Origin of the sequence: Pseudomonas sp. B6(2017) (assembly GCF_002112765.1) — a bacterium.
Lineage (GTDB): Bacteria > Pseudomonadota > Gammaproteobacteria > Pseudomonadales > Pseudomonadaceae > Aquipseudomonas > Aquipseudomonas piscis.
Window position 1 is genome coordinate 392,505 of sequence record NZ_NEIQ01000002.1, and the last position, 21,394, is coordinate 413,898.

General features: G+C 64.8%; 20 protein-coding genes. 10 read left to right on the top strand and 10 right to left on the bottom strand.

The features are described from left to right. Positions 1-189 precede the first annotated feature (189 nt). The 5 genes from CAG11_RS05170 to CAG11_RS05190 form a co-directional block, all read right to left on the bottom strand. Positions 190-1,527, bottom strand: coding sequence for an imelysin family protein (locus CAG11_RS05170; protein WP_085595276.1), 1,338 nt, complete (start codon positions 1,525-1,527; stop codon positions 190-192). A 161-nt stretch (positions 1,528-1,688) separates the two neighbouring features. Continuing rightward, complete coding sequence (locus CAG11_RS05175) at positions 1,689-3,740, bottom strand: bifunctional diguanylate cyclase/phosphodiesterase (RefSeq protein ID WP_085595152.1); 2,052 nt, start codon at positions 3,738-3,740, stop codon at positions 1,689-1,691. Positions 3,741-4,044: 304 nt separating this feature from the next. Continuing rightward, positions 4,045-4,641, bottom strand: coding sequence for a superoxide dismutase (locus CAG11_RS05180; RefSeq protein WP_016966196.1), 597 nt, complete (start codon positions 4,639-4,641; stop codon positions 4,045-4,047). Between the two features lie 176 nt (positions 4,642-4,817). Then, a complete protein-coding gene (locus CAG11_RS05185) occupies positions 4,818-5,420 on the bottom strand; it encodes a LysE/ArgO family amino acid transporter (protein WP_022640577.1) in 603 nt (200 codons plus the stop codon). 2 nt (positions 5,421-5,422) lie between these two features. Beyond that, entirely contained in the window at positions 5,423-5,827 is a 405-nt protein-coding gene (locus CAG11_RS05190; protein ID WP_085595154.1) for an ACT domain-containing protein, read from the bottom strand. A gap of 110 nt (positions 5,828-5,937) precedes the next feature. Between CAG11_RS05190 and CAG11_RS05195 the strand changes: the two genes are divergently transcribed. The 4 genes from CAG11_RS05195 to CAG11_RS05210 all read left to right on the top strand — a co-directional run bounded on the left by CAG11_RS05195 (position 5,938) and on the right by CAG11_RS05210 (position 9,832). Then, positions 5,938-6,837 (top strand): LysR family transcriptional regulator ArgP, encoded by a 900-nt coding sequence (locus CAG11_RS05195; protein WP_085595156.1) that lies wholly within the window; start codon positions 5,938-5,940, stop codon positions 6,835-6,837. Positions 6,838-6,934: 97 nt separating this feature from the next. After that, the gene (locus tag CAG11_RS05200) at positions 6,935-7,927 is read left to right on the top strand and encodes an NAD(P)-dependent oxidoreductase (protein WP_022640573.1); all 993 of its coding nucleotides are present in this window, start codon (positions 6,935-6,937) and stop codon (positions 7,925-7,927) included. 106 nt (positions 7,928-8,033) lie between these two features. Further along, positions 8,034-8,873: an ATPase gene (locus tag CAG11_RS05205; RefSeq protein ID WP_085595158.1), complete on the top strand. Its 840-nt coding sequence runs from the start codon at positions 8,034-8,036 to the stop codon at positions 8,871-8,873. Between the two features lie 116 nt (positions 8,874-8,989). After that, the gene (locus tag CAG11_RS05210) at positions 8,990-9,832 is read left to right on the top strand and encodes a cache domain-containing protein (RefSeq protein ID WP_085595160.1); all 843 of its coding nucleotides are present in this window, start codon (positions 8,990-8,992) and stop codon (positions 9,830-9,832) included. A 21-nt stretch (positions 9,833-9,853) separates the two neighbouring features. Here CAG11_RS05210 and CAG11_RS05215 read toward each other — a convergent pair whose 3' ends face one another. Beyond that, positions 9,854-11,368, bottom strand: coding sequence for an MDR family MFS transporter (locus CAG11_RS05215; protein WP_085595278.1), 1,515 nt, complete (start codon positions 11,366-11,368; stop codon positions 9,854-9,856). Positions 11,369-11,724: 356 nt separating this feature from the next. Here CAG11_RS05215 and CAG11_RS05220 point away from each other — a divergent pair, with 356 nt between their 5' ends. Next, positions 11,725-12,639, top strand: a complete 915-nt coding sequence (locus tag CAG11_RS05220) for a helix-turn-helix domain-containing protein (RefSeq protein ID WP_085595162.1) — start codon at positions 11,725-11,727, stop codon at positions 12,637-12,639. Here the strand turns inward: CAG11_RS05220 and CAG11_RS33760 are convergent. Next, on the bottom strand, positions 12,632-12,808 hold the full coding sequence (locus CAG11_RS33760; RefSeq protein WP_164485040.1) for a hypothetical protein: 177 nt from the start codon (positions 12,806-12,808) through the stop codon (positions 12,632-12,634). The two genes, CAG11_RS05220 and CAG11_RS33760, sit on opposite strands and share 8 nt — an antisense overlap. Positions 12,809-12,954: 146 nt before the next feature. Next, positions 12,955-13,860, bottom strand: coding sequence for a LysR family transcriptional regulator (locus CAG11_RS05225; RefSeq protein WP_085595164.1), 906 nt, complete (start codon positions 13,858-13,860; stop codon positions 12,955-12,957). 113 nt (positions 13,861-13,973) lie between these two features. Here CAG11_RS05225 and CAG11_RS05230 point away from each other — a divergent pair, with 113 nt between their 5' ends. Together CAG11_RS05230 and CAG11_RS05235 are read left to right on the top strand one after the other, a co-directional pair. After that, on the top strand, positions 13,974-14,858 hold the full coding sequence (locus tag CAG11_RS05230) for an MBL fold metallo-hydrolase (protein WP_085595166.1): 885 nt from the start codon (positions 13,974-13,976) through the stop codon (positions 14,856-14,858). Between the two features lie 72 nt (positions 14,859-14,930). Next, positions 14,931-15,554, top strand: coding sequence for an NAD(P)-dependent oxidoreductase (locus CAG11_RS05235; protein ID WP_085595168.1), 624 nt, complete (start codon positions 14,931-14,933; stop codon positions 15,552-15,554). A gap of 89 nt (positions 15,555-15,643) precedes the next feature. Here the strand turns inward: CAG11_RS05235 and CAG11_RS05240 are convergent, their stop codons facing one another. After that, the gene (locus CAG11_RS05240) at positions 15,644-16,525 is read right to left on the bottom strand and encodes a LysR substrate-binding domain-containing protein (protein WP_085595170.1); all 882 of its coding nucleotides are present in this window, start codon (positions 16,523-16,525) and stop codon (positions 15,644-15,646) included. A 147-nt stretch (positions 16,526-16,672) separates the two neighbouring features. Between CAG11_RS05240 and CAG11_RS05245 the strand changes: the two genes are divergently transcribed. Together CAG11_RS05245 and CAG11_RS05250 are read left to right on the top strand one after the other, a co-directional pair. Beyond that, entirely contained in the window at positions 16,673-18,310 is a 1,638-nt protein-coding gene (locus CAG11_RS05245; protein ID WP_085595172.1) for a 5-guanidino-2-oxopentanoate decarboxylase, read from the top strand. Further along, complete coding sequence (locus CAG11_RS05250; protein ID WP_085595174.1) at positions 18,307-19,755, top strand: aldehyde dehydrogenase family protein; 1,449 nt, start codon at positions 18,307-18,309, stop codon at positions 19,753-19,755. Before CAG11_RS05245 ends, CAG11_RS05250 begins: the two co-directional genes overlap by 4 nt. Here the strand turns inward: CAG11_RS05250 and CAG11_RS05255 are convergent. Further along, complete coding sequence (locus CAG11_RS05255) at positions 19,752-20,693, bottom strand: AraC family transcriptional regulator (RefSeq protein WP_085595176.1); 942 nt, start codon at positions 20,691-20,693, stop codon at positions 19,752-19,754. The two genes, CAG11_RS05250 and CAG11_RS05255, sit on opposite strands and share 4 nt — an antisense overlap. A gap of 331 nt (positions 20,694-21,024) precedes the next feature. Between CAG11_RS05255 and CAG11_RS05260 the strand changes: the two genes are divergently transcribed. Continuing rightward, positions 21,025-21,390, top strand: a complete 366-nt coding sequence (locus CAG11_RS05260; protein ID WP_022640559.1) for a putative quinol monooxygenase — start codon at positions 21,025-21,027, stop codon at positions 21,388-21,390. Positions 21,391-21,394 lie beyond the last annotated feature (4 nt).

Genomic DNA, 21,394 nt, shown 5'->3' on the forward strand with positions numbered 1-21,394 from the left:
GGATATCCTGCAGGACGAGCAAAACAAGGGCGCAAAGTCTAACAGGGCAGCCTGGTTTGAATAAGAGGAATTATCGTTTGGTTTGATCCAGGACAAGGGCGCCGGAACTGATTTGCATCCGACGCGGGACCTGGTCGCAGGCATGAAAAAGGCGGCCCGAGGGCCGCCTTCTGCTGGACGCTGTGCTGATCAGAATTCGTGATCGGCGTTGTCCGGGTTCAGGTCCTTGATGCCCAGCTTGCCGGCGGCCTGCTCGATCGAGCCGGTCTGCTTGACCAGCGCGGCGATGGCGTCGCGCACGATCTGGTTGCCCGATTCGTTGCCAGCGGCGATCAGCTGGTCGTAGTGCTCGCCCTTGCTGGCGTGGTCCACCATGACCTGGATCTTGGCTTCGGTGGCCGCCAGGTCGGCCTTGAGCGCAGCGTCGGCGGCCGGGTCGGCCTTGGCCACCAGGGACGACAGGCTGGTGCCGGTCATCTTGGTGCCGTCGACACGGGTGTACTCGCCCAGGTAGACGTTGCGGATGCCCTTGGCGTCGTAGAAGTGCGAGTTATGGGTGTTGTCGCTGAAGCAGTCCTGTTCGTCCTCGGGGGAGTTGGCTTCCAGGGATACCTTCATCCGCTCGCCCGCCAGTTCGCCCAGGGACAGGCTACCCATGCCGAAGAGCATCTTGCGCAGGCCGGTCTCGGCTGGTTCCGCTTCCAGGGTGGCGCGGTAGTTGTCGGTCACGTCCGGCTTCCAGTTGCCGACCATTTCTTCCAAGTCGTTGACCAGCAGCTGGGTCACGGCCTTGAGGTAGGCGCGGCGGCGCTCGTTGTGGCCGCCGGTGGCGCCGGCCCCTTGCAGGTAGTCCGAGGCCGGGCGAGCGCCGGCGCCAGGGCCGGTACCGTTGAGGTCCTGGCCCCAGAGCAGGAATTCGATGGCGTGGTAGCCAGTGGCGACGTTGGCCTCGGCACCGCCGAGCTCATTGAGGCTGGCGAGTTTTTCCGGGGTGATGTCCTTCACGTCGATCTTGTCTTCGCCGATGCGGATCTCGGTGTTGGCGATGATGTTGGCGTTGGCCCCGGGGTTGCCCAGTGCGTGCTCGTAGCTCTTGTCGACGTAGTCGATCAGGCCTTCGTCCAGTGGCCAGGCGTTAACCTGGCCTTCCCAGTCGTCGATGATGGTATTGCCGAAGCGGAACACTTCGCTTTGCAGGTACGGGACGCGCGCCGCCACCCAGGCGGCCTTGGCGGCTGCCAGGGTCTGGTCGTCAGGCTTGGCCAGGAAGGCATCGATAGCGCTCTGCAGGGTTTTCGCAGTGGATTCGGAGTCGCTGTAGACGGCGAAGACCATGTCGGCGTAGTGCGCGACGACGGCCTTGGCGGCGGCTTCGTCGATCTTGGCGGCGTCGCCGGCCGCAGTCGCGGTGCTGGTAGCCGGGGTCGGTGCTTGAGCGGCAGCCTTGTCGTCTTTGCCTTCGCCGCAACCGGCGAGGGAAATAGCGATGGCCAACAGACTGGCGGTAGCCAGAGGCATACGAATCATGGCGAACATCCTGCTTCGAGAGGAGAGTGGACGGCGCGGGGCGCGCGAAAAACTGCGACATAATGCGAAAGATTTGCATTATGTGTAAAGGGTTGCCGCTGTAATTATTTCTTCTCCGAAGAGCCTTCGCGCAGGGCGCAAAGCCCCGCGCCGCGCTGGCTTCAGAGGATCGCTGCGTTGCTGCGCTGGGCCTGTTTCAGGTAGGCGCCCAGCTCCCGCGCGGACAGTGGCTTGCTGTAGTGATAGCCCTGACCTTCGTGACAGCCCTCGGCAATGATGTAGGCCTCCTGCTCGGCGGTTTCCACGCCTTCGGCGATCACCTGCATGCCCAGGCTCTTACCCAGCTGGATGATGGCGCGCACGATGGTGGCGTCGTCATCGTCCTCCAGCAGGTCCTGGACGAAGCTCTTGTCGATCTTGATCTTGTCCAGGGGCAGGCTCTTGAGATAGCTGAGTGACGAGTAGCCGGTGCCGAAGTCGTCGATGGCGATCAAGGCCCCGGAGCGCCGCAGGCTCAGCAGGTGCTGGGCGGCGGTGCTGATGTCTTCCATCAGGCCGGTCTCGGTGACTTCCAGCTCCAGGCTGCGCGGTGGCAGGCGATAGATCTGCAGCAGGTTGTTCACCACCCGTGGCAGTTCGGCGTGGTGCAGTTGCACGGTGGACAGGTTCACCGCCATGCGCAACTCGCTGAAGCCCATGTCATGCCATTCCCGCAACTGGCGGCAGGCCTGGTCCAGCACCCACTCGCCAATGGCGATGATGGTGCCGTTCTGCTCCGCGAGCGGGATGAACAGGTCCGGCGGCACCAGGCCGTGCTCCGGGTGCTGCCAGCGCAACAACGCCTCGACGCCTACCACCCGGTGGTCGCGATAGCTGATCTGCGGCTGGTAGACCAGGAAGAACTGCTCGCGGGCCAGGGCCTCGCGCAGGTCCTTTTCCAGTTCCCGGCGGCGCCGCATCTCGCTGTCCACGCTGGCGATGTAGAACTGATAGCGATTGCGCGAGCGGCTCTTGGCCAGGGTCATGGTCTGCTCGGCTTTTTGCAGGAGTTTCTCGGTGCTGTCGCCATCTTCCGGGAACAGGGTGATGCCGATGGTCGCGCGCAGGCGGATTTCCTGCTGGTCGAGGGCGAAGGTGGCTTCCAGGTCATCGAGGATGCTCTGGGCCAGTTCCGCGGCTTCGTAGGGTTGTTCGATATCGGCCTGGACCAGGGCGAACTGGTCGCCGCCCAGGCGCGCCAGGGCTCCTAGGCGGCCGCTGTGGCCGCGCAGGCGATCGGCCAGGGCCAGCAGCAGTTGGTCGCCGGTCTGGTAGCTGAACTGCTCGTTGACGCCCTTGAAGTCGTCCAGGCCCACACACAGCACGGCGACCCGGCGTTGCAGGCGCCCGGCGTCCACCAGGATCTTGTCCAGTTGCTGTTGCAGTTGCTGGCGGTTGGGCAGGCCGGTGAGGAAGTCGTACTGGGCCATGCGCAGGAGGCTGTTCTCCGCTTCATGGCGCAGGTGGGTATTGCGCTCGATGGACGCCAGCAGCTGATTGGCGGTGTTGATCCAGATCCCCAGCTCGTTGCGTTCGTGACCCTTGAGCAAGGGGAGCTGGTGTTCGCTGGGACGGTCGGGATTGATATTGGTCAGGTGCTCGATGATCCGCGACAGCGGCTTGGTCAGCAGCCAGTGGTAGACCAGGTACAGCACCAGGCCCATGGCCAGGGCGCGCAGCACTCCGGAGATGAAGATGATCACCGAGCTGACGATGAAGCCCTGGCCGTAGGTGGCGGTGTCCAGGGTGATGCTCAGGTCGCCGTAATACTCGCTGTATGGACCGCGGCCCACCAATGGGGTGGTGAAGGTGCGTTCCTGGCCGAGGATCAGGTCGGTCAGCCAGCGACTCGAGGATTTCTGCAGGTCGCGGGATTTTTCCGCGAGCATGGTTTCGTTGGGGTGGCCGATGGAGGCCATGCGCACCGCATCGTCCTGGAACAGGCCCTCGATGACTTGCATGCCCATCTCCCGGTCCAGGCTGTAGACCGCCTGGGTCGATGGGTCGCGAAACATGTCGAGGATGCGCTGGGCGTCATTGGCTACCGCCTGCCGAGTCTTGTAGGCATCGAAGACGATCTGGGCGCAGCTCAGGACCACACCCACTATGAGTGCCGACAGCAGCACAACCCGGAGCAACTTCACCGACAAGCTGTTTTTGAGTTCCAGCTTCAAAGGGGCTATTCCTTGTTCCGTGCGCGTAGCGTCAAGTTGCCATGAGTATTGGCAATCCCGTGATGGCCGTCAAAGTGACATCAAGGCCGAGGACAGGACGTCTGCGGGCGAAGCCCGGGTGATCAGAATCAGGATTGCTCTAGCTGTGGACAGTGTGTCGGTAGCGACGTCATGCAACTTGAGGGGAAAGCGTTGTTTTTTACCTGCATGGAATCTTAGCGCCTGGAGCCGGCGGGACAAGATCCTGATTTTGCAATGGGCAAAAAAAACCCGGCCAGGCCGGGTTTTTTCACTGCGAACAGGTTCAGGCTACGAAGTTCTTGCCTTCGAACTGCTCGGCCACGAACTTCCAGTTCACCAGGTTCCAGAACGCCTCGACGTACTTCGGACGTACGTTGCGGTAGTCGATGTAGTAGGCGTGTTCCCAGACGTCGCAAGTCAGCAGCGGGGTGTCGCCGCTGGTCAGCGGGTTGCCGGCGCCGATGGTGCTGGCCAGGGCCAGGGAACCGTCGGCCTTCTTCACCAGCCAGCCCCAGCCGGAACCGAAGGTGCCAACCGAAGTCTTGGTGAATTCTTCTTTGAACTTGTCGAACGAACCGAACGCTGCGTTGATGGCATCAGCCAGGGCGCCGGTTGGCTGGCCGCCGGCGTTTGGCGCCAGGCAGTTCCAGTAGAAAGTGTGGTTCCAGACCTGGGCTGCGTTGTTGAAGATACCGCCCGAGGAGGTCTTGACGATCTCTTCCAGGGTCTTGCCTTCGAACTCGGTGCCTGGCACCAGGTTGTTCAGGTTCACGACATAGGTGTTGTGGTGCTTGTCGTGGTGGTACTCCAGGGTTTCCTTGGAAATGTGCGGCTGCAGGGCGTCGTGTGCGTAGGGCAGCGGCGGCAATTCGAAAGCCATGGTGATTCTCCTAATCAGGTCAGTTGCGGTGAGCGCAAGGCCGATCACGGGCGGCCGGACAAGCGCCGGGGAGTTTGTACTCTTTGCGGCGCAAGCTTCGGATCATAGCATCGGGGGGGAGGCATAACCACGCAACAACTGTGTGGGATAGAGGTTCCAGAGCCTTTTGGAATAAGTCACGCGGCGCTGATCAACTGGAACGCGACACTGAACATCATCACCGCCACCAGCAGGTCGAGGATCCTCCAGGTACCCGGCCGGGCCAGCCAGGGCGCGAGCCACGCCGCCCCCAGGGCCAGGGTGAAGAACCACAGCAGCGAGGCGCTGGCCGCTCCCACCACGTAGGCACCGGGCTCGGCCTGCTGGGCGCCCAGCGAGCCGATGAGCAGCACCGTGTCCAGGTAAACGTGGGGGTTGAGCAGGGTCACCGCCAACGCGCTGAGCATCACCGCCCGTAGCGAGCGTACGGTCTGGCCACCGCCTTGCTCCAGGCTCTGCTTGGAGCACGCCCGGCGCAGGGCCTGGGCGCCGTACCAGATCAGGAAGGCCGCGCCGCCCCAGCGTGCCACCGCCAGCAGCGTCGGGTTTTGGGCGAGCACGGTGGCCAGGCCGAACACCCCAGCGGCCACCAGCAAGGCATCGCAGGTCACGCATAGCGCGGCCACCGGCAAATGGTGTTCGCGGCGCAGGCTCTGGGCCAGGACGAAAGCATTCTGGGTGCCGATCGCCATGATCAGGCCGGCGGCCACCAGCAGGCCGTTTACATAGCTTTGCCACATGATTACAGCTCCTCGCCGGCGGCCAGGCGTTGCAACACCTGGACGGCTTTTTCGGCATCGGCCAGGCCGACGAACAGGTGGTCGTGGTAGTAACCGGCGATCACGTTGCAGCTGATCCCGGCGCGGCCCAGGGCGCCGGCGAAGGCGGCTGTCAGGCCCACGGCCTGGAGCGCCGAATGCACTTGGAGGGTGATCCATGCGGCGACGTAGTCGAACCCCAGACCGAGACGTTCGGCCTGCTCGCGGCGCAGGATCACCGTCAGGCCTTCGTGCTCGCGAAAGCTGCCCAGCACTTCGCAGTCCCGCAGCAAGCTGGGGTCGGTGATGGAGCAGAACACATACTCGCCGTCGTTGAGCTGCGGGCTCATGCTGCGCAGCAGGGTCGCGAGGGAGGTTTCACCAGCCATGAAGAAGATCCTTGAACTAAGAGGCGATACAGAGGCTTTATGCTGGCTATTTTCCGGCTCCAGGCTGTATAAGAAAAACCAATAGTGCTGATCTCTCATTAGGAAAATTGATGTTCGACTACAAGTTGCTTTCGGCCCTCGCCGCAGTGGTCGAACAGGCCGGTTTCGAACGGGCGGCCCAGGTGCTGGGGTTGTCGCAGTCGGCCATTTCCCAGCGGATCAAGTTGCTGGAGGCGCGGATCGGCCAGCCGGTGCTGGTCCGGATCACGCCGCCGGCCCCCACCGAGGTCGGCCGGCGCCTGCTCAACCATGTGCAGCAGGTGCGGTTGCTGGAGCGCGACCTGCAGAGCCTGGTGCCGGCCCTGGACGAGGAGGGGCTGCCGGAGCGCCTGCGTATCGCCCTCAACGCCGATAGCCTGGCTACCTGGTGGGCCGAAGCGGTGGGGGAGTTCTGCGCCGAGCACCACTTGCTCCTGGACCTGGTGGTGGAAGACCAGACCGTGGGCCTCAAGCGCATGCGTGCAGGCGAGGTGGCCGCTTGCGTCTGCGCCAGCGAGCGACCGGTGGCCGGCGCCCGCAGCCTGTTGCTGGGGGCCATGCGCTACCGGGCCCTGGCCAGCCCGGCCTTCATCGCCCGGCACTTTCCCCAGGGAGTGTGCGCCGGACAACTGGCCCGGACTCCGGCGCTGGTGTTCGGTCCCGATGATTTCCTGCAGCATCGCTACCTGGCGTCCCTGGGCGTGGACGGCGGCTTCGAGCATCATTTATGCCCGTCTTCCGAAGGCTTCATCCGCCTGGCCGAAGCCGGGTTGGGCTGGGGGCTGGTGCCCGAATTGCAGGTTCGCGAGCAATTGCAGCGAGGGGTACTGCAAGAACTCCTGCCGGATAAACCCATCGATGTGCCGCTGTACTGGCATCATTGGCGCAATGGCGGGCAACTGCTGGGCTTGCTCACCGAGCACCTGGCTCGTTCATCCGCACAGTGGCTGGTGCCCTGGGAGCAGCCGTAAGCGTCAAGCGACAAGCTGCAAGCAGACAGCTTGCGCACTGATTTTCAACTTGCAGATTGCAGCTCGTAGCTCGTCACTGCTTTCTTAGGAATATTTCATGAAGATTCTGGTCACCGGCGCAAGCGGCTTCATCGGCGGGCGTTTCGCCCGTTTCGCCCTTGAGCAGGGCCTGGAGGTACGCGTCAACGGGCGCCGTGCCGAAGCCGCGGAGCATCTGGTGCGTCGTGGCGCCGAATTCATCCAGGGCGACCTGGGGGACGCCGACCTGGTGCGCGAGCTGTGCCGCGACGTCGATACCGTGGTGCATTGCGCTGGCGCCGTGGGCCTGTGGGGGCGCTACCAGGATTTCCACCAGGGCAACGTGCAGGTGACCGAGAACGTGGTGGAAGCCTGCCTCAAGCAGCGGGTCCGGCGCCTGGTGCACCTGTCCTCGCCGTCGATCTACTTCGATGGCCGCGATCACCTGGGCTTGACCGAAGAACAGGTGCCCAAGCGCTTCAAGCACCCTTATGCCGCCACCAAGTACCTGGCCGAGCAGAAGGTCTTCGGCGCCCAGGAGTTCGGCCTTGAAGTCTTGGCCCTGCGTCCGCGTTTCGTTACCGGTGCCGGCGACATGAGCATTTTCCCGCGGCTGCTGAGGATGCAGCGCAAGGGACGCCTGGCCATCGTCGGCAATGGCCTGAACAAGGTCGACTTCACCAGCGTGCACAACCTCAACGAAGCCCTGTTCAGTTGCTTGCACGCCAGCGGTTCGGCCCTGGGCAAGGCCTACAACATCAGCAACGGTGCCCCGGTACCGCTGTGGGACGTGGTCAACTACGTGATGCGCCAGATGCAGGTGCCGCAGGTGACCCGCTACCGTTCCTATGGCCTGGCCTACAGCGTGGCGGCGCTCAATGAGGGCTTCTGCCGGATCTGGCCGGGGCGTCCGGAACCGACCCTGTCGCGCCTGGGCATGCAAGTCATGAACAAGGATTTCACCCTGGATATCAGCCGCGCCCGGCATTACCTGGGCTACGAGCCCAAGGTCAGCCTGTGGGCCGCCCTGGACGAGTTCTGTACTTGGTGGCAGGCCCAGGACATGGGCTGAAACCGGCGACTGAACCGGCTGCGTCCGGTCCTGTCCATTGGCCTGGCCCATCGGCGGTTTATACTCGCCGCATCCAGCCCCCTCCGCGGTTCAGAAAGGTTGCCCAATGCGTAACGATGCACACGATGACTTCGACGACGTTCCAAGCCTGCGCGCCGATCCTCTCGACGACGATGTCTTCCCGACCACCAGCGGGGCCCGCGAGCGCACTGCGGTCCACTCGCGTAGCGCGCCGGCGGTCAAGGCCAAGGGTGCCGGCACCGGCCCGCTGTGGGCGCTGGTGGGGGCGTTGTTCTTTGCCTTCGCCGGCCTTGCCTGGTGGAGCTTCCAGCAGATCTCGCTGATGGAGCAGCAACTGGTGGCGACCCAGGAAAGCTTTGCCAGGATCAGCGAGGAGGCCGCTGGCCGGCTGCAGGACATCTCCGGCAAGGTGGTGGCCAGCCAGACCAGCGTCACCAGCGACAGCGAAGCCCTGAAGCTGCAGATCAAGCAGCTGGAAAGCCGCTTGCAGGATCAAGGCCGGCAGCAACAGGGCGTGGTCGGCCAGGCTACCGACCTGGACAAGCGCCTGGAGCAGATGGGCGCCCAGAGCGCCGAGTTGCAGGCGGCCAATACCCAGTTGCAGGCCCAGCTCAAGGCCCTGGGCGGCGAGCTGGCGAGCCTCAAGGGAGCCCAGGCCGATGGCGGCAAGGTCGATGCCCAACTCAAGAGCCTGGCCGCCGAGTTGGCTGCGTTGAAGAAACAGGGCAACCCGGGCGCCGCCATCGAGCGCCTGGAGCAGGACCTGATCGTGCTCAAGAGCCAGCAGGACAACCGTCCCGCTACTGCGCAAAACGGTGCCAGCACCGCTGAGTTCGACGCTTTCCGGGGCCAGGTCACTCGTAACATCAACACCCTGCAAAGCCAGATCCAGAACCTGCAGCAACAGCTCAACACCCGCCCCTGACCGATCCGGCCCGACGCGCCTCCCGCGGCCGGGCCCGACGCTCGTTCGCTGAATGTCCACCCATCTGTCGCAGCCGGCTACGCTCTTCGAACGTCAATGTGAACGAGGAGTGGGCGATGAAGCTGTTGCGCAAGCATGCCTGGCTGGGCTGGTGGTGGTTGCTATGTGTCGCTGCGCTGCATGCGGCTCCCGCCGATGATGGCGCCCCCGCGCGGGCGCTGCTGGAAAAGGCCCTGGCCTATTACCAGGAGCAGGGTGACAAGGCGTTCGCCGCCTTCAGCCGCCAGGGCGAATTCGTCGACCAGGATCGCTATGTGTTCGTGGTGGATACCCAGGGTGTGATGCTGGCCAGCGGTGGTCCGTCGTCGGCGCTGATCGGCCGCGATGTCTCAGCGGTGCTGGGGGCGGATTTGCGCAAGGCGTTCCAGGACGCCTTGCATACTCCCCAGGACAGCGGTATCCAGCAGGCCGAGTACCGCTGGCAGAACTGGGCCGATGGCAAGATCGAACGCAAGCATGTGTACTTCCAGCGCGTCGGCGAGCGGATCCTGGCGGTGGGCTACTACCAGCCCAGGGCATCGGCCGACCAGGCCCGGGCGTTGCTGGAGCGCAGCGCCGAGGCCCTGGCCAGCGATCGGGCGGCGACGCTCGCGGCCATCAACGACCTGCAGGGCGGGTTCATCGAGGATGACCTGTACGTGTTCGTGGTCGATCTGGACACCCGGCGCTACCTGGCCCATGGCACCAACCTGCGGTTGCTCGACACGGACTTCGCCAAGGTCAGGGACCCCGAGGGCAAGCCGGTGGGCGAGCCGATGCTGGCGCTCATGGCCCGCCAGGAGCAGGGCGAGTACCAGTACCGCTGGAAGAACCCGGTGACCGGCAAGGTCGAAGACAAGCACGCCTACCTGCGCAAGGTGGGCCGGCTGCTGGTCGCGGTGGGCTATTACAGTCCGTGAGGCCGGTGCATCCTGGCCCGCTTAGCGGGCCTTGTCCTCGCGTCCGCGCAACAGTCGGTTGGGCATGGCGATCGCCGCCGCCAGGCCCAGCAGCGAGACCCCGGCGCTGACCAGCAGCAGGTGGCGGAAGGTCAGCAGCAACTCGCTGCGCAGGGCATCCCGATCCGGACCGGGCGCGGCATTCAGGCCTTCGAGCAGGGCATTGCCGGTGTGGCCTTCGCTCAGTATTCCGCCGCCCAGGTGCGCCAGGCCAGAGTCTTGCAACAAGGCCAGCAGCAGTGCCGACATCAACGCCACCCCGACCGCGCCGCCCAAGGATCGGAACAGGTTGGTGGTACTGGTGGCGACCCCGATATCACGCTGTTCCACCGCGTTCTGGGTGCCCACCAGCGAAGTGGGGAACTGCATGCCACTGGCTATCCCGCACAGCAACATGAACAAGCCGCTGCCCAGTTCCGCCTGGGGCGGAACCAGGGCCATGCCGAGGATCGCGACCGGCATCAACAAGGCCCCGGTGAGGATCATCGGCTTGTAGCGTCCGGTCACCGAGGTCAGCCGTCCGGCACAGTAGGCGCCCATGGGCAGGCCCATGGCCAGGGGCAGCAGGTGCAGCGCGGCGCTATCGGCCCCGGCCCCGGTGATGCTCTGGAAACGCAGGGGCATCAACACGATCAGCGAAATGGCCTGGAAGCTGGTGAAGAAGATCGTGCACCAGCACAACAGGGCGCTGCGGTTGGCGAACAAGTGCATGGGCAACAGTGGCTCGCGGGCCCGCCGCTCATGCCAGGTGAACAGCGCCAGGACGATGATGGCGATGGCCAGCAGGTCGAGCACTTCGGCGCTGCGCCAGGAGTGTCCCTGGCCGATCTGGGTGATGCCCAGCAGCAGGGCGCTGAGGCCGATGATCAAGAGCAGGGTGCCGAGGTAGTCGATGATCGGCTTGCGCTGGGGAACTGGTAGTCCCACCAGGGTGCGATAGGCCACCCACCAGGCGCCCAGGCCCAAGGGCAGGTTGATCAGGAACACCCAGCGCCAGGACAAGAACTCGGTCATGTAGCCGCCCAGCACGGGGCCGGCGACGCTGGCCACCGCGTACATGCTGCTGAAGTAACCCTGGTAGCGCCCGCGTTCCCGGGGCGGGACTATGTCGCCGATGATGGCCTGGCTCACCGAGATCATGCCGCCGGCGCCAATGCCCTGGAAGATCCGCGCCAGCACCAGCTGTTCCATGTTCTGGGCCAGGCCGCAGAACAGCGAGGCCAGGGTGAACAAGCCCATGCCGAACAGCATCAGGCGGCGCCGACCATAGAGATCGCCGAGCTTGCCATAGATCGGCACGGCCACGGTCATGGCCACCATGTAGCCGGAAATCACCCAGGCCAGGAGGCCGACATCCTTGAACTGGGCGGAGATGGCCGGCATCGAGACGGCGACGATGGTCTGGTCCAGCGCACCGAGGAAGATCGCCAACATCAGGGCGACCAGCACGCTGCGGATGGCCACCTGTGGGGGGCCAGGTTGGTGGAGGTGGGACACGAAGGAACCTGCGGGCATTGATGGGCCGGGCGGGGGCGCCGGCGAATATGTGGGCCAGTGTACTTGATAGCTACCTACCGGATAGCTCTGCAAGCATGTTCCTGACAGTTATTTCATCAAGCGTTTGGGGCGGGGGGATTTACAGTTGCTTGCAGCGAAATGGGAAGCATTCTGTATAGTGGCAGTTCTGCACGCCCTGCCTGGCAGGCTACAGAATGAGTGTTTATGAATGTTGCCTATGCTTGCATTTTGACTGGGCGAATCCGTCAATTGAGCAAGACAACCCAACGGAATCTGCATGTACCCATCCCCTGGGCACCATGCCTGCCCGTTCCTCCGAGGCCCGGATTGCAGCGATGAACAAGCCAGCCCTTGCATCCATTCCCGTTTTCAAACTCTATGGCGAGAGCCTGGAGTGGCCCACCCCCGATCTGTTGCACTGCGAGCCCTTCAGCCAGCGCGGTCGCGAATTGCATTGGGAAATAAAACCCCACCGGCATGCCGACCTGTGCCAGCTGCTGTTCGTGCGGCGTGGCCAGGTGCAGATGCAGGTCGAGGACCAGCGGACTTCGCTGGATGAGGTGGCGATCCAGGTCGTGCCGCCGCTGTCGGTCCACGGTTTTCGTTTCTCCGAGGACATCGAAGGCCATGTGGTGACCCTGGCGGCGCCGCTGGTGGGGCACCTGCAAGCCCAGTTGGGGCAGGCACGGGACATCCTCGGCACTTGCGCCAGCTATCCTGCGGGCGACGATGCGCAGTACCTGGACGGTTTGTTCAGCGCGCTGCAGGACGAGTACCAGGGCCAGCAGCCAGCACGGGAGATGCTCATGCATTCCCTGGTGGGCCTGATCGTGGTCTGGGTCGGGCGCCAGGCGTTGCAGCGCAGCAAGGCCAGCCAGCGGCCGCAGCGAGCCCGGGACTATTTCAACGGTTTCATGCAGTTGGTGGAGGCGCACTATCGCGAGCATGTGAAGGTCGAGGAGCTGGCCCACAAGCTGGGGATCTCGGTATCGCACCTCAATGGCACTTGCCGGGAACTGGCAGGACAACCCGCGCTGCAGATCATGCACGAGCGCCAGTTGCTGGAGGCCAAGCGCCTCTTGACCTACACCGGGATGACCATCTACGAGATTTCCGCCGAGCTGGGGTTTTCCGACCCGACCAACTTCACCCGGCTGTTCCGGCGCCGGGTAGGCATCTCGCCCAAGGTCTTCCGTGACCGCCTGAAGGCCGAGCAGGCTGGCGATCCGGGCTCCCTGTCGCTTACCTGAGGGCGTTCAGGGTGGCGTTGTGGGGGATGCAGCGTTCCAGGTTGCAACTGGCATAGGCGCGAGTCTGCATGCGGGCCTGTTCGACGCGGTAGGCAGCGGTGCCGTACAGCGCCAGGGTCACGGTGCAGGTCATGAAAATGGCCAGGTATCTTCTTGTCTTGACGTTCATGGCGATGACCTCTGAACCGGTGCCTCGGTATTTTCCAAAGCACTGTTATCAGAATAGGCCAGCTGTCCGGACTTGCCAGGAACCCCACCTCGGCTGTTTGGCGGGGTATTCAGCAAATGGATCGTCCCGCTGCCTCGCCCCTTCCGCTAGAGCCCCTGGTCCCAGGTAGGCTCCTGGGGAAACCTGAGTACCAGGAAATCCAGCATGCTGCGCAAGGTGGCCGGCATGTGCTTGCGCGAGGCGTAGACCGCGTACATGTTCATCCGGCGAGGCTCGGCATGGGCCAGCAGGCGCACCAGTTCCCCGCGCTTGATGTATTCACCGGCCTGGTAGCTGGGCAGCATGGCGATGCCGGCACCGGCCACTGTGGTACGCAGCAGGGTAGTGGCCTCGTTGGCGCTGATGTTGCCCTGGACCGGCACCGACACCGGCTCGCCATCTTGTTCGAAGTGCCACAGGCTCTTGCCGAAGTAAGAGTGGGTCAGGCAGTTGTGCTGGCTCAGTTCTTCCACCCGCTGGGGCGCCGGGTGTTCGCGCAGGTAGGCCGGGGCCGCGCAGATCACCGAGCGGCAGACCGTCAGGCGCCGGGCGATCAGGTTCGGGTCCAGGTCGTTGCTGGTGCGGATCGCCAGGTCGATGCGTTCGTCCACCAGGTTCACCGTGCGATCGAGCATCTGCAGGTCGATGCTCACCCCGGGGTGGTCCTTGACGTAGTCGGCCATGGCCGCGGCCAGTTGCGATTGGCCGAACGAGGTGCTGACGCTGATGCGCAGCAGCCCACGCGGGACATCGTCGGGCTCGCTCACCGCCGCCTGCATGTCGCTGGACAGCTCCAGCATCTGCCGGCAACGGGGCAGGATCTCGCTACCGGCGGCGGTCAGGCTGAGCTTGCGCGTGGTGCGGTGCATCAGCCGCGCGCCGACCCAGTCTTCCAGCTCCGCCAGGTAACGCGAGACCACCGGTCGCGACAGGTCCAGGTGATCGGCCGCCGCCGACTGGCTGCCCAGGTCGACCACGGTGACGAAGACTCGCATTGCTTGGAGACGATCCATGATTTGCCCGCTTTCAGAAACAAACTATGTCCAAGCATCGCATTTTTTGTGACGAGTCTGGCAACTAAGCTTGCTCCATTCCCAATACGCCAACCGCTGCTGGAGCTGCCCCCATGATCGGATTCACTTCATTCAAACGCCTGCTGCTGGCTACCGCCGTCCTCGGTTTCGCCGCCCATGCCGCAGCTGCCGAGCCCGCCCTGCAACTGGATGTCTACAACCCTGGCAGCAACGCCATCTTCCCGGTCAGCTCGGTGCTGGTCAGTGGCAAGAAGGACGCGATCCTGGTGGACGCCCAGTTCGGCAAGTCCCAGGCCCAGCAGCTGGTGGACAAGATCCGCGCCAGCGGCAAGCACCTGACCACCATCTACATCAGCCATGGTGATCCGGATTACTACTTCGGTCTCGATACCCTGACCAGCGCCTTCCCGGACGCCAAGGTCGTGGCCTCGCAGCCGACGGTCGAACACATCAAGGCCACCGTCCAAGGCAAGCTGGCTTTCTGGGGGCCGCAAATGGGCGCTGACGTTCCGGCCAAGACCATCGTGCCAAGCGTGCTCGAGGGCCACAGCCTGACCCTGGAAGGGCAGAAGCTCGACGTCATCGGCCTGGATGGCAAGCAACCGGACCGCAGCTTCGTCTGGATCCCTTCGATCAAGGCAGTGGTCGGCGGCGTGGTGGTCTCGGAGAACATCCATGTGTGGATGGCCGATACCCAGACTGCCCAGTCCCACCAGCAATGGCTGAAGACCCTCAAGACCATCGATGGCCTCAAGCCCAAGACCGTGATTCCCGGTCACTACCTGGGCGACAGCGCGCGGTCCCTGAAGCCGGTGCATTTCACGGCGGACTACATCAAGGCCTTCGATGAGGAAACTGCCAAGGCCAAGGACTCCGCGGCGCTGATCGCCGCCATGAAGAAGCGCTACCCGGACCTGGGCGAGGACAGCTCGCTGGAACTGAGCGCCAAGGTCGCCAAGGGCGAAATGAAGTGGTGAAACCTTCCTGACCCCCGCTCCCGGACCGGGAGCGGGGGGCGCTGTACTCTCTTTGCCAACTGGAGAATCGTCATGAGCAAGATCGCAATCATCGGTGCCACCGGCCGGGCCGGTAGCCAACTCCTGGAAGAAGCCCTGCGTCGTGGCCACAGCGTCACCGCCATCGCCCGCGACACCACGAAGATCGGCCAGCGGGCCGGGATCGTCAGCCGTGCCGTGGACGTGGCCGACAGCGCCGCGCTGCAAGCGGCCGTGGCGGGCCATGACGTGGTGCTCAGCGCCGCGCATTTCGCCCCCATCGCCGCCAGCGCCATCATCGATCCGGTGAAGAAGGCCGGGGTCAAGCGCCTGCTGGTGGTGGGCGGTGCCGGTTCGCTGTTGTTGCCCGGTGGCGGCAAGGTCATCGACAGCCCCGGCTTCCCCGAGGAGTACAAGGTCGAAGCCAGTGCCGGCGGGGTGTACCTGGAGACCCTGCGCAAGGAGCAGGACCTGGACTGGACCTTCCTCTCGCCGTCGGCGGAGTTCGTCGAAGGCGAACGCACCGGGAAGTTCCGCCTGGGCCAGGACCACCTGCTGGTCAGCGCCGAAGGTCGTAGCTGGATCAGCTTCGCCGACTACGCCATCGCCATGCTCGACGAAGTGGAAAAACCCGCCCACGTGCGCCAGCGCTTCACCGTCGGTTACTGCTCCGACTAGCGGGCTCTGGCGGCTGCACTTCCCGGTGTAGCCGCCAGAGCCTGCCAGGCTGCGACGGGCCCGCAGGGCCCCAGGTCAGGCGCGGCGCACTAGCGCTGGTGCGCCTGTTCCACCAGCCAGTCCAGCAACTCCAGCAATTGCGCCGAAGGCCCCGGACGCTCCGGATAGACCAGGTAATAGGCCTGGCCCGTCGGTATCTTCAATTCGAACGGCATGACCAGCCGCCCGGCACTCAGGTCATCGCCGATCAGGGCCCAGTCGCCCATCGCCACCCCGGTCCCCTGGGACGCCACCGACATCGCCAGGTCCAGGGTCTCGAAATGCTGGCCCTTGCCCAGGGTGTTGAAAGGCGTGCCCGCAGCCTTCAGCCAGCGTTGCCAATCCCGTTGGTCATGGGACGGATGCAGCAACAGGTGGTGCTGCAGGTCCGCCGGGGTCCTGAGGGGCGTCGGGCCCTCCATCAGCGGTCGCGAGCACACCGGGGTCAGTTGTTCATTGAACAAGTGCCGCGAACCGAGGTTCGGGGAGGGCGGGACGCCATACATCACTGCGGCATCGAACGGCTCGCGGGTGAAGTCCACGCCGTGCTGGATGGTGGTGGTCAGTTGCACCGGCACTTCCGGTCGTTCCTTCTGCCATTGCAACAGCCGTGGCAGCAGCCAGCGCATGGCGCAGGTCGGGGCCTTGAGGCGCAGGTTGCGGCTGCGGCTGCCGATCTCGTCCACCGCGCCATTGATCAACTCGAATACCTGCTGCACCCGTGGCAGCCACTCCAGGCCTTCGGTGGTCAGGCTCAAACCACGAGCCTGGCGCTGGAACAATGGATAGCCCAGGTGGCTTTCCAGTCCGGCGATCTGTCGGCTCACCGCGCCCTGGGTGATATGCAGTTGCTCGGCGGCGCGGGTGAAGTTGCAGCACTGGGCGGTGACCAGGAAGGTGTGCAGCGCGGGCAAGGGAGGCAGGCGTTTCATGGAGGGCCAGGCATGACGTGAGGACATGGCTAGTATGACTTTTTATCCATTGTTCCGGCTACCGGCGCGCCGTTCCAATAGCCCCCTTCCGGCGTCCACGGGTGTTTCCCGGTCGCACGGTATCAACCAACAAGAAAGGGCGATGAGATGGCGACATGTGGCGAAGTACTGGTCAAGTTACTCGAGGGGTATGGGGTCGAGCAGGTGTTCGGCATCCCTGGAGTGCATACCGTCGAGTTGTATCGTGGCCTGGCCCGTTGCTCCATCCGCCACGTCACCCCGCGCCATGAGCAAGGCGCCGGCTTCATGGCCGACGGCTACGCTCGCACCAGCGGCAAGCCCGGGGTGTGCTTCATCATCACCGGCCCTGGCATGACCAACATCACCACCGCCATGGGCCAGGCCTACGCCGATTCGATCCCGATGCTGGTGATCTCCAGCGTGCAGACCCGCAGCCAACTGGGCGGCGGGCGCGGCAAGCTCCATGAGTTACCGAACCAGAGTGCCCTGGTCGGTGGCGTGGCCGCGTTCTCCCATACGCTGATGTGTGCTGATGAGTTGCCGGTGGTGCTGGCCCGGGCCTTCGCCCTGTTCCAGGCTGGCCGTCCGCGTCCGGTGCATATCGAAATCCCGCTTGACGTACTGGTCCAGGACGCCGACCACCTGCTGGCCAGCGAGCCGGTACAGATCGCCCGGGCCGGCGCCGCCCCGGCGGCCGTGGCGCAGATGGGCCAGTTGCTGGCGACGGCCAAGCGTCCGCTGATCCTGGCTGGCGGTGGCGCTATCGATGCCGCCGCGTCCCTGACCCAGCTCGCGCAGCTGCTGCAGGCCCCGGTGGCCTTGACCATCAACGCCAAGGGCATGCTGCCTTCGGCGCACCCGCTGCTGATCGGTTCGACCCAGTCGCTGGTGGCCACCCGGGCCCTGGTAGCCCAGGCCGATGTGGTGCTGGCCATCGGCACCGAACTGGCGGAAACCGACTACGACGTGACCTTCGCCGGTGGTTTCCAGATTCCCGGCACGCTGTTGCGGGTCGATATCGATGCCGACCAGACCGTGCGCAACTACCCGCCGAAAGTGGCGCTGGTAGCCGATGCCGATATCGCCGCCCAGGCCTTGCTGGCGGAGCTGTCGCGGCAAACCCTGGCCGAGCGCAGCAGTGACTGGGGGGCTGTGCGTGTCGATGCCTTGCGCCAGGAGCTGGAGCTCATCTGGGATGCCCCGACCCGGGCCCAGACCCGGCTTTTGCAAACCCTGGTCGAGGAGTTGCCGGAGATCGTCCTGGTGGGCGACTCCACCCAGCCGGTATACAGCGGCAACCTGACCTTCAATCCTGACCAGCCACGACGCTGGTTCAATGCTTCCACCGGCTACGGCACCCTGGGTTATGCCTTGCCGGCGGCCATCGGCGCCTGGCTCGGCGGTGGCTCGAGCCCGGCCCAGCGGCGGCCGGTGGCCTGCCTGATCGGTGACGGCGGCTTGCAGTTCACCCTGGCGGAACTGGCCTGCGCCGTGGAGGCGCAAACCCCGGTCATCGTCGTGTTGTGGAATAACCAGGGGTACGAAGAGATCAAGAAGTACATGGTCAATCGCGCCATCGAACCGGTGGGCGTGGACATCTACACCCCGGACTTCATCACCGTGGCCAAGGGCCTGGGCTGCGCTGCCGAGCGCGTCGACAACATCGCGCAGTTGCGCGCGGCCTTGCGCCTGGCGGTCGATCGCCTGGGCCCGAGCCTGATTGAAATCGACCAGAATCGCTGGACCCAGGGAGTACAGGCATGACTGCGCAACCCATGCTGGACGGCCTGTATATCGACGGCCAATGGTCGGCCGGCAATGAGCCGCTGCAAGTGATCAACCCGGCCACCGAGGCCCCCCTGGCCCGGGTGGCCGGCGGTGGGCCAGAGGCCGTGGACCGCGCGCTGCGTGCTGCCACTGGCGGGCTGGTTCGCTGGGCCCGAAGCACGGGTGCCGAGCGGGCGGTGGTGCTGCGCAGGATCGCCACTGGCGTGGCTGCGCGTCGCGAGCGCCTGGTGCAACTGCAATCGAGCAACAACGGCAAGCCCCAGGCCGAGGCGGCCATGGACGTCGACGACGTGATCGCCACGTTCGACTACTACGCCGAACTGGCCGAGGGCCTGGACGCTCGCCAGGATGCCGAGGTGGCGCTGCCCAGCGCGGATTTCAGCGCTCGCCTGCGCCGCGAGCCATGCGGCATCGTCGGGCTCATCGTGCCGTGGAACTTTCCCATGGTCACCACCGCCTGGAAGCTTGCGCCGGCCCTGGCGGCAGGTTGCAGCGTGGTGCTCAAGCCCTCGGAGGTCACGCCGTTGCCGGAGCTGGAACTGGCGGCGATCATCGCCCAGAGCGGCTTGCCCCAGGGGGTGTTCAACCTGGTCTGCGGCACCGGCCTGGCAGTGGGCGCGCCTTTGGCGGCGGACCCGCGAGTGGCGAAGATCTCCTTCACCGGCAGCAATGCGGTGGGCGTCCAGGTCATGCAGCGGGCGGCGGAAACCGTCAAGGGCGTGAGCCTGGAGCTGGGCGGCAAGTCATCGTTGCTGGTCCTGGCCGATGCCGACCTGGACCTGGCGGTGGATCTGGCCTGCGGCGGTGGATTCTTCAACGCCGGGCAGATGTGCTCGGCCACCAGCCGGGTGCTGGTGGCGGCTGAACTGGCCGATGAATTCCTCTACCGGCTCAAGGCCCGGGCCGAAGGCATCCGGGTGGCCGAGCCGTTCGAGGCCGGGGCGCAGATGGGCGCGCTGGTCAACCAGGCGCAATACCAGCGGGTGCTGGGGCATATCGATCGTGGCTTGCAGTCCGGGGCCCGGCTGGTATGTGGCGGTAGTCGCCCGGCGCACCTGGCCCAGGGCTACTTCATCCAGCCCACGGTATTCACCGAGGTGCCGCTTGACAGCGCGTTGTGGCGGGAGGAGATCTTCGGTCCGGTGCTGTGCGTGCGCAGCTTCGACAGCCAGCAAGAGGCCATCGAACTGGCCAACGACAGCGAGTTCGGCCTGGTCGCCAGTGTAGTGGGTGGCGATACCGCCAATACCGAGGCGGTGGCCAATGCCCTGCAGGCCGGACTGGTGTGGATCAACGCACCGCAGGTGATCTTTCCCCAGACGGCCTGGGGCGGCTACAAGCAGAGCAGCATCGGCCGTGAGCTGGGGCCCTGGGGGCTGCAGGCGTTCCAGGAGATCAAGCACGTGGTACGGGCCAACTAACCCGGTCCCAAGCTGCCTGCCCGCAGGCGCGCCATGTCCCGCAAGGGTGGCGCGCCGAACAGGCGACTGTACTCGCGGCTGAACTGCGAAGGGCTTTCATACCCCACCCGATAGCCCGCCACCGAGGCTTCCAGGCCTTCGGCCAGCATCAGCCGGCGGGCTTCCTGCAGGCGCAATTGCTTCTGGTATTGCAGCGGGCTCATGGCGGTCATCGCCTTGAAGCGATGGTGCAGGGTCGACACGCTCAGGTTGACCTCGCGCGCCAGGTCGTCGATGCGCAGCGACTGTTCGAAATTACCGTTGAGCCATTCGATCGCCTGGTTGACCCGGTGGCTCTGGCTATTGGTAGTGGCGATCTCGTACAGGCGATGGCCCTGGGGACTGCGCAGCAGGCGGTAGAGGATTTCCCGGCGGACCAAGGGCGCCAGCATGGCGATGTCCTTGGGTGTGTCCAGCAGGCGGGTCAGGCGCAACACCGCATCGAGCATCGGCGAATCCAGGCGTTCCACGTACAGGCCGCGTCCGGTGGGCCGGGCGGGCACGCCCAGGGGACCGGCGTCGGCGATCAGGGCGTTGATCTCGCCGGGGTCGATGTCCAGGCGCAGGGCCAGGATCGGCTGCTCGGGGGAAACCATCGCCACCTTGCCGCTCAGGGGCACGGCAACCGAGACCACCAGGTAGTTCAACGGGTCGTAGTTGTAGGTCTCGTCGGCCAGCTGCACCTCCTTGCGGCCCTGGGCCATGATGCACAGCGCCGGCTGCGCCAGCCCCGGGGCGAACTGGTGGGTATGGCTGTGGCGCGAGACGAACAGCGAATCGATGGCCGTGGCATGGCTGCCGTCGACGACGGTATGGCGATCGATGATCGCCGCCAGTTCCGCACGCTGGCGTTCTATTTCCGGGGCGAGGGGAGCCGGCAGGTTTTCCTGGGATGACATGGGGCAGCCTCCGGGGTTTTGCGATCGGCACAGCTTAAGTTTGTGCAAGCGGGGAGGCTAGGCCGATCCTGCGTAAAACTTGCCTGATCCTGCTACCTGCGCGCGCGATGTACGAGGTTGTCCCATCGACTGGAGTTTCACTTGCTTGAAACACCGCTGTAGTCATTTTGTCCCATGGCGCGGGGCGAGCAAGCTGGTGGTGGGCGATATCGCAGGATTGGGCAAATCAGCGGCAGGAATCGACTAACCCGGGTTCACCCGCGGCCCGTATCGTTGGATCCTGTCGCAGCCTGTCCCCCGGCTGCCTCGACGACACCTGGGAGGGTCGCACATGTCCACGCATATTCCCGTCAGCCATATGGCTTTGGTCCGCGCCCGTGCGGGGCGCTCCACAGAGCTGGGCGCTCGCCTGAGCAGCCTGATCGAACCGTCCCGCCAGGCGCCCGGCTGCCTGCAATTCGCCTTGCAACGCTCGCAGTGCGATGCCCAGTTGTGGCTGGTGTCCGGGTTCTGGAGCAGCCAGCAGGCGATGACCGCTTATTTCAGCTCGCCGGCCATGGAGGTCTTCAGCGAGCTGGTCCAGGACCTGGTGGTCGACAGCCTGGACTTGCACACCTTCGATACCGTTTCGGCACAGGAACTGCCGGGCGAGTACCCCCAGTTGCACTGCGTGCCGGTGCACAAGCTGGCCAGTTGAAGGT